At 64.8% G+C, this 12,398-nt stretch carries 12 protein-coding genes; all 12 read right to left on the bottom strand.

Going from position 1 to position 12,398, the window contains the following annotated elements; genetic code table 11:
- Position 1: 1 nt before the first annotated feature.
- The 12 genes from HOLFODRAFT_RS0206055 to fliG all read right to left on the bottom strand — a co-directional run bounded on the left by HOLFODRAFT_RS0206055 (position 2) and on the right by fliG (position 12,397).
- The gene (locus HOLFODRAFT_RS0206055; RefSeq protein ID WP_005036644.1) at positions 2-1,255 is read right to left on the bottom strand and encodes an ATP-binding protein; all 1,254 of its coding nucleotides are present in this window, start codon (positions 1,253-1,255) and stop codon (positions 2-4) included.
- 57 nt (positions 1,256-1,312) lie between these two features.
- Positions 1,313-1,591: a membrane protein insertion efficiency factor YidD gene (yidD, locus tag HOLFODRAFT_RS0206050; protein ID WP_005036645.1), complete on the bottom strand. Its 279-nt coding sequence runs from the start codon at positions 1,589-1,591 to the stop codon at positions 1,313-1,315.
- Between the two features lie 4 nt (positions 1,592-1,595).
- Positions 1,596-2,699, bottom strand: a complete 1,104-nt coding sequence (ispG, locus tag HOLFODRAFT_RS0206045) for a flavodoxin-dependent (E)-4-hydroxy-3-methylbut-2-enyl-diphosphate synthase (RefSeq protein WP_005036646.1) — start codon at positions 2,697-2,699, stop codon at positions 1,596-1,598.
- Between the two features lie 501 nt (positions 2,700-3,200).
- Positions 3,201-3,896, bottom strand: a complete 696-nt coding sequence (locus HOLFODRAFT_RS0206040) for a response regulator transcription factor (RefSeq protein WP_005036647.1) — start codon at positions 3,894-3,896, stop codon at positions 3,201-3,203.
- 59 nt (positions 3,897-3,955) lie between these two features.
- Complete coding sequence (locus tag HOLFODRAFT_RS0206035) at positions 3,956-5,182, bottom strand: flagellar hook protein FlgE (protein WP_005036648.1); 1,227 nt, start codon at positions 5,180-5,182, stop codon at positions 3,956-3,958.
- Between the two features lie 12 nt (positions 5,183-5,194).
- Positions 5,195-5,854 (bottom strand): flagellar hook assembly protein FlgD, encoded by a 660-nt coding sequence (locus HOLFODRAFT_RS0206030; protein WP_005036649.1) that lies wholly within the window; start codon positions 5,852-5,854, stop codon positions 5,195-5,197.
- Positions 5,855-5,892: 38 nt separating this feature from the next.
- Positions 5,893-7,638, bottom strand: a complete 1,746-nt coding sequence (locus HOLFODRAFT_RS0206025; RefSeq protein WP_005036650.1) for a flagellar hook-length control protein FliK — start codon at positions 7,636-7,638, stop codon at positions 5,893-5,895.
- A gap of 676 nt (positions 7,639-8,314) precedes the next feature.
- Positions 8,315-8,851, bottom strand: a complete 537-nt coding sequence (locus HOLFODRAFT_RS0206015) for a MotE family protein (RefSeq protein WP_005036651.1) — start codon at positions 8,849-8,851, stop codon at positions 8,315-8,317.
- Positions 8,848-9,330: a flagellar export protein FliJ gene (gene fliJ / locus HOLFODRAFT_RS0206010; RefSeq protein ID WP_005036652.1), complete on the bottom strand. Its 483-nt coding sequence runs from the start codon at positions 9,328-9,330 to the stop codon at positions 8,848-8,850. The genes HOLFODRAFT_RS0206015 and fliJ overlap by 4 nt, the downstream gene beginning before the upstream one ends.
- Position 9,331: 1 nt before the next feature.
- The gene (locus tag HOLFODRAFT_RS19710) at positions 9,332-10,666 is read right to left on the bottom strand and encodes a FliI/YscN family ATPase (protein ID WP_005036653.1); all 1,335 of its coding nucleotides are present in this window, start codon (positions 10,664-10,666) and stop codon (positions 9,332-9,334) included.
- Positions 10,663-11,403 (bottom strand): FliH/SctL family protein, encoded by a 741-nt coding sequence (locus HOLFODRAFT_RS0206000; protein WP_005036654.1) that lies wholly within the window; start codon positions 11,401-11,403, stop codon positions 10,663-10,665. The genes HOLFODRAFT_RS19710 and HOLFODRAFT_RS0206000 overlap by 4 nt, the downstream gene beginning before the upstream one ends.
- Positions 11,393-12,397, bottom strand: coding sequence for a flagellar motor switch protein FliG (gene fliG / locus HOLFODRAFT_RS0205995; RefSeq protein ID WP_005036655.1), 1,005 nt, complete (start codon positions 12,395-12,397; stop codon positions 11,393-11,395). Before fliG ends, HOLFODRAFT_RS0206000 begins: the two co-directional genes overlap by 11 nt.
- Between the last annotated feature and the right edge of the window lies 1 nt (position 12,398).

The raw sequence follows: 12,398 nt of genomic DNA, 5'->3' as shown, positions 1-12,398 counted from the left end.
ATCAACCCCGGGGCATCGCCTTGCCCAGGTCCCAGGGCATGGCGTAGTCCAGGTCGCTGATCCGCTCCATCCGTTCACAGGGGGCGATGACGAGGCCCGGTGCCACCTTGAGATCGGGATAGGCGTCTCGGAAGGCCTTGATGCCCCGGGCATCGGCCCGGGAAACTCGTCTCTTGGCCTTGATCTCGATGGGGTAGAAGCGCCCGTCGCGTTCCAGGATCAGATCCACCTCGGCCCCGCCTGCGCTGCGCCAGTGGTGCAGCCGTGGGGCCGGGGAGAGCATGGCCATCTGCTTCCTGAGCTCGGAGGCCACAAAGCTCTCGAAGAAGTGCCCCCAGAGCGGGTGCCCACCCAGGGCGGCCGGGGATGAAACGGCCTGGGCCCAGCAGGCGAGGCCCGTGTCGCTGAGGTAGCCCTTGGGCTTGCCCGAGACCCGCTTGATGGCATTGCCCGAGTAGGCTGGGACCTCGTACCACTGGAAGGTGGCCACCAGCAGGTCCAGCCATCGGCGCGCCGTCTGGGGCGTGATGCCGAGTTCACGCCCCACGTGGCTGGCGTTGATTTCCTGGGCCGTAAGGGCGGCGGCGATACGGACGAAGCGACCGAAGGTGTGCCAGTCGGAGACTTCGGACAGCAGACGCACATCGCGTTCCACGTAGGTCCTGAAGTAGGCGCCCCAGAAGTCCGGAACCGCCTCTCTGGGCAGGCTCACGGCTTCGGGGAGCGACCCCCGCCAGACCAGCTCGAAGGGGGGATGAGGAAGGTTCAGGCGGGTACGGCGCCGCTGCACGAAGCCCTCTGGATCCTGGAGCCAGTCGCCCAGCCAGGCCGCCGAAGCCTCCTCCCGGGCCATTTCGCCGAGGCAGAATCCCTCCAGATCCAGGAAGACTGACCGTCCTGCGAGGCTTTCGGCGAGACTTCTCAGGACGTGCCACTGCTGGGAGCCCGTCAGGAGATACTGGCCTGGGTGTCGGTCCAGGTCGATACGGCGTTTGAGGGCCGCCACCAGCTCGGGGACGTAATGGATCTCGTCGAGGATCACCGGCGGGGGATGATTGTCCAGGAAGAGATCAGGGTCCTGCCTGGCGTTTCCGATGTCCTGGACCGGATCGAAGACGATCATCTCGGCCTGATGCCCGAAGACCTGCTTGAGGAGTGTGCTCTTGCCGACTTGGCGCGCCCCGGACACGACGACGGCAGGGAAGCTGCGGGCCAGGGTCTCCAGGCGGGCGGTCAGGAACCGGGGGGTGTACATGCTTGCAATTTGGTGTTGGTATCATCAAATCGCAAGCATATTTGCTCCACCTGCCCCTCAGGGCACCGGGTCCTCGCCCCCCTTGCTGAAGGGGTTGCATCTCAGGACCCGCCATGTGGTGAGGATGCCGCCCCGGAGGGTGCCGTATCTGCGGATGGCCTCCAGTCCGTAGTGGCTGCAGGTGGGGTGGTACTTGCACTGGGTGGGAAGGGCGGGGCTGAGGGTGAACTGGTAGACCCGGATGGCTCCCCGCAGGATCCAGGCGCTGGGCTGGTAGCGCACGGGGAGGAAGGCCTCGATGACCAGGTAGATTCCGAGGGCGATGGCCCAGTTCATGACCCTAGACCGCCGTTTCACGTTCGGCCTTGAGCCTGCGGGCTTCTTCCAGGAAGGCTGTGAGGATTTCCTCTTCCTTCACCTTGCGCAGGAGCTGGCCCTTGCGGTAGATCAGGCCCTCACCGTTTCCTCCGGCCACGCCGAGGTCGGCATCCTTTGCCTCTCCTGGGCCGTTCACGGCGCATCCCATGACGGCGTAGGTGAGGCCCGAGTCGCCGATCTCCCGGAGTCCCTCCTCGATCTCCCGCGCCAGACGGTGCTGGTCCACCTGGAGGCGCCCACAGCCGGGGCAGCTCACCAGGCGGAAGCCCCCCTGCCGCAGGTTGAGGCTCCGCAGGAGTTCGTGGCCCACCCGGCACTCCTCGGTGCCGGGACCCGTGAGGGAGACCCGGATGGTGTCGCCGATGCCTTCCGCCAGCAGGATGCCCATGCCTGCGGCACTGCGGATGGTGCCCCCCCATGGGGTGCCGGCCTCGGTGATGCCGAGGTGCAGGGGGCAGTCCACCTGGGAGGCCAGGAGGCGGTAGGCCTGGACGGTGCGCACCACGTCGCTGGCCTTGAGGCTGATCTTGGTGTGGGTGAAGCCCTCTTTCTCGAGGAGTTCGAGGTGGTGCAGGGCGCTGGCCACCATGGCCTCGGGGGTGGCGTGGCCGAACTTCTCCAGGAGCTCCTTTTCCAGGCTGCCGGCATTCACGCCGATGCGGATGGGGATGCCCTTCTCCCCGGCCTTGGCCACCACCGCCTTGACACGGTCCTGGCCACCGATGTTGCCGGGGTTGATGCGCAGGCAGGCGGCGCCGCCGTCGGCAGCCATGAGGGCCAGGCGGTGGTCGAAGTGGATGTCGGCCACCACGGGGATGGGGCTGCGGGCGCAGATCTCGCCGAAGACCTCTCCGGCCTTCTGGGTGGGGACCGAAACCCGCACGATCTCGCACCCGGCGGCGGCGTAGTCATAGATCTGGCGGACCGTGGCTTCCACGTCCCGGCTGTCGGTCTTGGTCATGCCCTGGACGGTGATGGGAGCGCCCCCGCCCACCGGTACGCCCCCCACCAGGATCTGGCGGGTCTTGCGCCGGGGACTCAGGGGGATCAGTTCGGGTTCAGACATGGAGGCCTCGTGGGAATCCAGGATAGCAAGGCGCTGCCGATCCCATGGAAAAGAGGGCACGTGGAGAAAAACCTGTTGGCCGCGGATGAATTGGATGCACGCGGATAACGGACGCCCGGTTATCGCTGTTGCGGAGCTTGATCCCCCCCGTCCCAGGAAAAGCGGAGGCCCTTTCAACCACCAATGAACAGGAGGGACACAGATCAAGAAAGTTCACCTGGGCACCTGTGACTGGTTCAGCAAGGGATAGGGAGGCTATGGCAAGCTCGCTTGCCTCCGCCTCCCTATCCCTTGCTGAACGCGGGCGGCTTTGCCGTCCGCCCCCGCGTTGCGGGGCAGGCTCAGGTGCCCCGCCCATAGACCATTTCTTCATCCGCGTTTATCCAATTTATCCGCGGCTGATTCTGCTTTTTTCACCGACCTATTCTATGGCGTAGGCCTGAACGCCTACGTTTATCAGTGGCCTTCGAGCTGAACGCCGAAGGGGCGGCGGGGTTTGCCCTACCCCAGTGGGTTCATGCTGCTCCGCTCGAGGTCGAGGATCTGGCCATGGGCGTAGGGCTTGGTGATGTAGGTGTTCAGGTTCTGGATCTGGCGGAGGATGGTGGTGGTGGATTCCAGGCAGTCGTGGAGCTGGGTGAGCTGTTCCCTGGTGGGGGGCTCTTCCTGCTTGATGAGGCGCTCCAGCAGGATCTGGGCCGTGGTCAGGGGCTGGGCCAGTTCGTGGGCGGTGCCGCCCGCCACCTCCAGCAGAGCGCGATGACGCTCGCCTGCCAGGGCCACCCGATCCTGTCGTGACAATCGCACGAGCATCCGAAGCTTGGCCAGGAGCTCGGGCAGGGCGTAGGGCTTCACCAGATAATCGATGCCACCGGCCTCGATGCCCTCGGTGATCCAATCCGTGCCGATACGGACGGCGCTGATGAAGATCAGGGGCGTCCGCTGATTCAACGGGGTCGCCCGGATGCGTCTACAGGCCTCGATCCCATCCACCACCGGCATGCTGACATCCATGAGAATGCCATCGAAGGCCGTGTTCTGGCAGGCTTCGATGGCTTCCTGGGCGGTGCTGCATGTTGTGAGCGTGAAGGGATACCGCCTCAGCTCCATGGTGATGACCTTCAGGTTTCCCGGTAGGTCATCCACCACGAGAATGCGGCCAGGATTGTCTGGGGTGGGGGAGTAGTCGTTTGGCATCCGTGCCTCGTTTACCCCACTCTACCCGACTCATCCTGGCCGCAAAGAGCCTATTGCGTTCACCGCTTCAGGTTCAAGGTCTCCTGGAGGAGGTCATCGGTGGTGGTCACCACGCGGCTGTTGGCCTGGTAGCCCCGCTGGTTCACGATGAGCTGGGTGAACTCCGAAGCCACGTCGACGTTGGAAAGTTCCAGCTGGGATCCCAGCACCTGTCCCCGTCCCGCTTGGTTGGCCACGCCGATGGCGGGGGTGCCGCTGGCCAGGGTCTCGGACCAGCAGTTGTTGCCGAGCTTGGAAAGGCCGGCCTGGTTGGTGAAGCTGGCCAGGGAGACCTGGGCCAGGGCCATGGTCTGGCCATTGGTGAAGGCGCCGATGATCTTGCCGTCCTGGTCCACCGTCACGGAGGTGATGTTGCCGCCGCCCATGCCGTTCTGGGTGGTGGTGGTGATGGAGGAATCCGTGGCGAAGCTGGATACATCGGTGGCGGGATTCCAGGAGATGGAAGAGGCCGCGGCGCCGTCGGACCAGCCTGTGACGCCGATGGTGATGGCACCGGTTGGGCTGGTCATGTTGCCCGCGTTGTCAAAGGTGAGGACCGTGGTGGCGGGGGTCACGGTGGCGCCGGTGTCGTCCACGCTCAGGGCCATGCTCCAGGTGCCGGTGCCGGTCTTGGTGTAGGTGGCCGTGAGATTGTGGGTCGCGCCGAGGCTGTCATAGATGGAGATCGGCGCGGTGAAGGTGCTGCCTGTCGACGCAGAGGCATTCAGGTTCGTGGTCATCGTGATGGTGTCGGTGGCGATGGGCTGGCTTGAGGCACCCAGGTTGATATGGATGGGGGTCAAGGCCCCTGAATTGGTGATGGCTCCTGCGGTCGCATTCCAGCCGAGGACGTTGTTTCCGCTGGGGTCGATCAGGTTGCCATCGTGATCCAGGGAGAAGTTTCCGGCCCGGGAGTAGACCCGCCCGCCCGAAGGGGTCTGCAGCATGAAGAAGCCGGTGCCTGAGAGGCCCATGTCGGTGGTGTTGCTGGTGGATTGGAAGGAGCCCTGGCCGAAGTTCTGGTTGATGCTGGCCAGCTGGGATCCGAGGCCGATCTGAATCGGGTTGCCGTTGCCGGAGGTCCCGTTCCCCAGGGCGGCCGCGTTGAACATGTCCTGGAAGGTGCTGGAGGAGCCCTTGAACCCGATGGTGTTGAGGTTCGCGAGGTTGTTGCCGATGACGCTCAGGGAGTTGGCGTTGGTGGCCAGGCCTGAGAGGCTTGCGTAGAAGGATGAATAAAGGCTCATGGTTGCCTCCGCTTATGCGTAGATCTGGGTGACATCGGAAAGAGCGATCTGCTTGCCGCCAGCCACGATGTAGGCTGCGCCATCGTTGAAGAACACGGAATCGACTTTCACCTTGGTGCTCAGGGTCGAGGTGACATCAGCCCCGCTGGCATTCTTGGCGGAAACGCTCGCGGTGTAGGTGCCGTCGGGAAGGGCTTTGCCGGTGGCATCCTTGCCATCCCAATTGACGCTGTGGGACCCGCTCGTCATGTTGCCCTTGTCGAGGGTGGCCACGGTGTTGCCCTTGGCGTCCTTGATGAGGATCTTGACATCGGCCTGGCTGTCCAGGTTCAGCTTCATGGAAGAGGAGCCGCTGCTCAGGTCGAACTGGGACGTGGTGGCCTCCACCATCTTGCCCACCAGGCCCACCGCCTGGGTCTGCAGCATGGTCTGGTTCTGGACCTGCATGGCCTTGAGGAGCGTATTGGTGTTCTGGGCCTGCTCAAGGGCGGAGAAACTGGTCATCTGCTGGACCATCTGGTTGGGATCCTGGGCCTGGGTGGGGTCCTGGTTCTGCAACTGGGCCACCAGAAGCTGGAGGAAGGCATCCTTGTCCAGTTCCTTCTTGATGGTGGTGGATGTGCCGGTTGTGCCGGCGGTCGAGGTGCTGGATGTGACTAGGCCGCTATCCATGGGATTCTCCAGGCGGTGGTAAACAGGGATCGTGCCAATCAGGCGAGGACTTCAACGCGACGCTTCCCGAATACGCCAGACAAGCTGGGTGCGGGGCTTTCCACGGAGGGCTCCCGGGGGAAGTCCATTACTGGACCGGCGAAGGATGCCTGCCCAGTGCTCTGTTCCGTTGGGTGGCGGGGAGAGCCCTGGCCTTGGTGAAGGTCAAAGCTGCCCAGCGAAAGGCCCTGCTCCCGGAGGGAGGTCTCCAGCATGCCCCGGTGGCTCTCCAGGAGAGGGACGGTGCTGGGTTCACTGGCCCAGACCTTGGCATGGACCTGGTTGCCCTCTACCTTGAGCTGGATGCTCACTTTGCCCAGGGATTCTGGGCGGAGCTGCAGTTCTGCGGAGTTCTGCTGGTTCTTCAGGACCCAGCGGACGGTGCCCTCCATCTGTTCCATGGGAAGGGATGGCCTGGTGGCCGCGACCTCCGGGACGGTTGCCTTGGCCTGGGCCGCTACAGGAGCGTTCAGCGTGAAGCCCGTGGAGATGTTTCCTGTGGGGTTGGCCTGGGGGGGGGCCTGGGTCCCTTGGCCGCCATGGAATTCTCTGCCCTGGAACAGGTCGGAGCCTTGGGAGGATTCCATTCCGGGGAGTGGGGCGGTCGGTATCGCCGAGGGGGTTGTACTGGAGTTCCTTGCCTCCTGGATGGCCTGGACCACGCTGGGGGTCTCCATGGCCGGGGCCGGGCGGCTCAGGAATTCGGTCAAGGCGGGTTTGGGACTCGGGGGCTTCAGGCCCAGGGCTGCCTCGGCTGTCTGGGTCGTGGGCGCTTCCTGGGTCGAATTTGCCTGATGGGGCTTCTTGAGGGGTTCCCTGGTGGCTTCGGTGGAAACCGAGGGGGCCAGCTTCCTGGACAGGGGCTCCTGGGTATCGTCTGTGGTCTTTTCCGGGGCGTCCTTCTCCTGGATCGGTGTTCCCTGTTCGGGGGTGGCCTTGGGGCTGGGCAGGGCCTGGGGGAATACAAGCGGAGTCGGAGTTCGAGCGGCCTGGACTTCGGAGGGAAGCGCTTCCGTTTCCGGGGAGGCTACGGATTCCTCCTGGGGCGCCTGGCTTGGCATCGGTGCGGCGGGGACCTGGACCCGGGTGAGCTCTTCGAGCGGGATGGGGGTCGCCATCGGCTGTTCCACCGGGGTCTGCTCACCTGCAACCTCGGCCTTCTGCTCCGAAAGGGGGGTGCTCTGGGGGGGGACCGCTTCCGGGGTGCTGAATAGGGGGGGGGGGACCAGTGGGGCCATCGCAAGGGGCGTTGCCACTGTTTCCGGCTCCGGGGCTGCCTCACCGTTGGCGAGGGGTTTCGGGAATTCGGTCGGGACGGGGGCTGCTGCGACAGGAACCTGGATTCCAGTGACCGTCTGGCCTGCGGGCTCTGCCTGGTCCGCGGTTTTATCAGCGGTTTTCTCTGCAGGCTGCTTTTCGGCGCCACGGGGCTTGGATGTCTTGCTGGGGGGCTTCTGCCCTGTGGGGGGGGCCGGCTCCTCGGAGGTGGTCTGGGGCGTCTGTTCCTTCTCCGGGGCCTGGGGGCGCTCGGGGCTTGGGGCTTCCGCCCTGGGAGCCTCCTGGGGCTGCTCCTTCTGCACGGGGGCTTCGGCCCGCTTCTGGGGGGGGGCCACCCGAGTCTTGGACTGGCTGGCTTCTGGCTCTACCAGACTGGCCAGCATGCTGGAGAATCCTCCATTCCCGGTGTCTCCCTGGGAAAGGTCCCGGGAGACCATGGGACTGTCCAGCTTGACGGGTTGGATCATGCCTGCCTCCCTTTGATGGGAAGGGGGTGGCAGGGCTCGTGCCGGAACGGATGGGCGAGATGTGCCGTGTGAACGCCACGAAAAGCAAGGAATCAGCTGGGACGAGAAGGATGGACGGGATAGAGAACATGGACCAGGAACCAAGCCTGAGTGTCCTGGTGAACCGCGGTGCCTTCCTTCATGCCAGGAAAATCTGGCAGCCGTTCAGTTCGAGAGCCGCGGATCGCGATTTGCCCGAGGAGAAAAGCCTATTGGCCGCGGATAAATTGGATGCACGCGGATAACGGACGCCCTGGTTATCGGTGTTGCGAAGCTTGATTTCCCCGTTCCAGGAAAAGCAAAGGCTGTTTCAGCCTCAGATGCGTAGGATGCATCCGGCTCAAAGAAGTCCACCAGGGCACCTGGGGCTGGCTCAGCAAGGAATAGGGAGGCTTTGCCGTCCGCCCCCGCGTTGCGGGGCAGGCCCAGGTGCCCCGCCCATAGGCCATTTCTTCATCCGCGTTTATCCAATTTATCCGCGGCTGATTCTGCTTTTTTTAGTCGTTCCTATTCCATGGCGGAGGCCTGAACGAAGCTCCCGATTTCTTTCCCTGAGGTGCGCAGCTCCGCGCCTGTGTTTCCCTGGCCTACATGCTTTTCATACGAAACCGCTATTGCTTCTCACGGAATGAAGCGATCAGGCCTTTCCCTTCGCGGGGTCCAGCGCCCGGCTCTTGCCGACCCGCTCCATCAGCTTGCCCGCCAGGGGGGCATCCAGGAGGGCGACCTGATCCATGAGCTTGGCGGCCTTCTTGGGGGTCATGGCGCCGAGGAGGCCCGTGGTCAGTTCTATGTTGATGGCGGCCATCTCCTTGATGGATTTGGCTCCGGCCACGGGGTCCATGGCCTCGGTGGTGCGCACGAGCTGGGGGTCGACGGGGGGGCGCAGCCTCAGGCTCTCAAGCTTGGCCAGGGCCTCCTGGACGGCCTTCTCCCGGCCCTGGAGCTCGTTCCGATCCTTGTCCAGGGTGCCCTGGAGGGTGGCCAGGCGCTGTTCCAGTTCCCGGAGCTGGGCCTCCTTCTGGCCCAGATCCTTCTCCCTGGCCTGGAGCTTCTCGGCCAGTTCCGGAACCTTGACGCCCTCGGGGACTTTCTTCTCCTGGGCCGATAGCCAGAGGACGCCAACGCTGAGTGCGACGGGGGCAACGATCCAGGGAACGGGTCGCAGGTTCATGGGTTCACCTCCGTGGGGGAGAGGGACTGGAGTTGGGTATTGAATCGGTGGCGCAGCACGGCGATCTCGTCGAGATTGCGGATCTCTTCGTGAAGGGCCTCAAGGTTGTGGGCCTCCTGGCGCCGCTCCTTCAGACGCAACAGGGTGAGATGGGCCTGGTGCGCTTCGGTGAGGGCCTTGCGGGCCTGGTGGACCCGCTGCTCGGCTTCATGCCGCTCGGCCTGGGATGCCTGGATGCGCCGCTCCAGCGCCACCAGGTACCGCTCGATGGCCCGCCAGTGCTCCAGGTCCACGACGCCTCCCTGGGGTGCCCGGCGGGTGTCCAGGGTCCGGCCATGTTCGGCCTGCATGCCTGCGATGTGCTTTTCAATCTCCCGCAGGAGGGCCATCTCCCGCCCGAGCTTGCGCTGGGCCTCCTCCTCCAGGGATTTCCGGAGCTTGAGGAGGGCTTCCAGGCGGAAGCGGAAACGGGTGGCCATGTCAGTTCTGCTTCAGGAAGGGGGCCAGGTCGATGCCGAAGATCTGTCCCATGGCGAGCTGGGTCTGGCGGTAGCTGCTGTCCTCGGCCACGGCCTGGCGCAGGAAGGCCTGGATGGCAGGCTGGAACTGGATGGCCTGGTCGATCTGGGGGCTGGAGCCCTTGTTGTAGGCGCCGATCTGGATGAGGTCCTCGGCGTCGGCATAGGTGGCCATGAGATCCCGGAGCTTGGCGGAGAGCTGCTTCTGCTCGGGGATGGCCAGGGTGCTGAATAGACGGGAGATGCTGCCCAGGACATCGATGGCGGGGTAGTGGTTCTTGGCGGCCAGCTTGCGGGAGAGGATGACGTGGCCGTCCAGGATGCCCCGCACGGCATCGGAGATGGGCTCGTTCATATCGTCGCCCTCCACCAATACCGTGTAGATGCCGGTGATGGAGCCCATGCCTTCGAAGTTGCCAGCCCGTTCCATGAGCCGGGGCAGGAGGGCGAAGACGGAAGGCGTGTAGCCCCGGCTGGAGGGGGGCTCCCCGGCGGAGAGGCCCACTTCCCGCTGGGCCATGGCGAAGCGGGTGACGCTGTCCATCATGATGAGTACATCCTGCCCCTGGCGCATGAAGTGCTCGGCCACTGCGGTGCCTGCCAGGGCGGCCCGGAGGCGCAGGAGGGGTGCCTGGTCACTGGTGGCCACCACCACCACGCTGCGCTTGAGGCCCTCGGGCCCCAGATCGTTTTCGATGAACTCCCGCAGCTCGCGGCCCCGCTCCCCCACCAGGATGATGACGTTGATGTCGGCGGTGGTCTTGCGGGCGATCATCCCCAGGAGGGTGGACTTGCCCACGCCGGAGCCCGCGAAGATGCCGATGCGCTGCCCCTTGCCCAGGGTGAGGAGGCCGTCGATGACCCGGACTCCGGTGGAGAGGGCTTCTTTGATGAGGCGGCGCTTCATGGGGTTCGGGGGCAGGCCGTGGATGGGGAGGCGGGCTTCGGCGGGGATTGGCGGGCCCCCGTCCAGGGGGCGTCCCAGGGGGTCGATGACCCGCCCCAGGAGGGCCTGGGAGACCGGAAGTTCGGGCTGGTGCCCCATGGCCTCCACCAGGAGCCCCGGGCGGATGCCGTCTGCGTTCTCCACGGGCATCAGGAGCACTTGCCTGTCCTGGAACCCCACCACCTCGGCGCTTACGGACTTGCCCTCACCCATGTGGATGAGCACCTGCTCCCCAAGGGCGGCCTCGGGTCCCCGGGACTCCACCAGGAGGCCCACGACCTTGGAGACGCGGCCCAGGATATCCCCGGGGGGGAGCTGGCGGATCTGGGGCACCAGGCCGAGGAAGTTCATGACAGGAGGTCCTTTTCCCGGGACTGTTCGATCAGTTCCAGCAGGCGTTTCATGCGGCGCTCCACCGTTGCGTCCAGAATTCCGTCGGCGGCCTCCAGGCGAAGGCTTCCCCGGCTGAGTTCCTGATCCTCCTGGAACCGGATTCCCGGCATGGTGGGATCCAGGGCTTTGAAGCTTTCCAGGTCCTTCGGGTTCAGGAAGGCCTGGATGGCACCTTGGGTCCCCTCGGGGCCGGGGAAGGGGTTGGCCTCCAGGATGGCCTCCAGGAGGGGGGCTACGGATTGGGGGGATCGCTCGATCTGCTGGCCTGCGAGGTACTCTCCCATGGCCATGGCCATGGCCAGGATTTCGTCCCGGCTTGCGTGGTTCAGCAGGGTCATGGTGGCGGAGAGTTCCTTCATGTTCCCGTCAAGGCGCTGCATGTAGGCCTTGAACTGGCTCTCTCCGAAGGTGCGGCCCTCGGCCTCCCCGGAGGCGAAACCCTCCTCGTAGGCCCGCTGGGCGATGTCCTGGGCCTGCTGCTCGGCGGCCTGGAGCTTTTCGTGGATGATCTGGTCCACGGAGGCCAGACGATGGGCATCTTCTTCCGGGGTGCTGAGGGTGCTGCCGATGGGGGTGTCATCCCCCGCATCCCCGGGCTCGGTTTCCGGAGAGAAATCGGCAGCATAGTAAGGGAAAGCCTCGATCTGCTTCCGCTCGGCCTGCAGGGCCGTGATGATGCGGCCGCTACGAGACATAGTCCTCGCCTCCGCCGCCGCCCACGCTGATGAGGCCTTCCTCTTCGAGCTGGCGGACGATCTCCACGATCTCGTGCTGGGACTTCTCCACATCCTTGAGCTTGATGGGGCCCATGAACTCCATCTCTTCCTTCATCATTTCGACGGCTCGGCTCGACATGTTGCGGAAGAACTGGTTGCGGAGCTCTTCGCTGGTGCCCTTGAGGGCGATGGTGAGCACCTTCTTGTCGGCCCGTTTGAGGATCTCGGCAATGCCCAGGTCGTCGATGAGCAGGATGTCATCGAAGACGAACATGAGGTCCCGGATGCTGGCGGCCAGCTGGGGGTTCTCGTTCTCGATCTTCTCCAGCACCACCCGGCCCGTGGACCGGTCCATGCGGTTGAAGAGTTCGGCCACGGCCCGGACACCGCCGTAGGCCTCGGTGGCGAAGGAGCCCAGGGACTCCAGTTTCTGCTCCAGGATGAGGGAGATGCGGCGTACCACCTCGGGGCTGATCTCCTGGAGGTTGGCCATGCGCATGGCCACATCCGCCCGCAGGGTCTCCGGGAGGCTGGCGATGAGCTCTCCGGCCTGGGTGGCGTTGAGGTGGGCCAGGATGAGGGCGATGGTCTGGGGGTGTTCGCTCTGGATGAACTTGGAGAGCTGCTGTGGGTTGGCCCGCTCGATGCTGGAGAATCCGGCGGAACTCTCCAGGGCCTTGGTGAGGCGATCGATGATCTTCCGGGCGGCTTCGGGGCCCACGGACTTGATGAGGAGCTTTTTGGCGTATTCGAGGCCGCCCTGGGCGATGTAGCTCTTGGCCAGGGTCATGGTGTGGAACTCTTCCAGGACCTCGTCGGCGACCTCCGGCTGGACATTCTTGGTCAGGGCGATCTCCTTGGAGATGGACTGGATCTCGTCCTCCTCCAAGTACTTGAAGATGCCAGCGGCACTGTCGTCCCCCAGGGCAACCATCAGGATCGCAGCCTTTTGGGTGCCGCTCAGTTTGGCCATG

This window comes from Holophaga foetida DSM 6591, assembly GCF_000242615.2.
In the GTDB taxonomy this organism is placed as follows: domain Bacteria; phylum Acidobacteriota; class Holophagae; order Holophagales; family Holophagaceae; genus Holophaga; species Holophaga foetida.
This window is presented reverse-complemented; position numbering and strand designations above follow the sequence as displayed.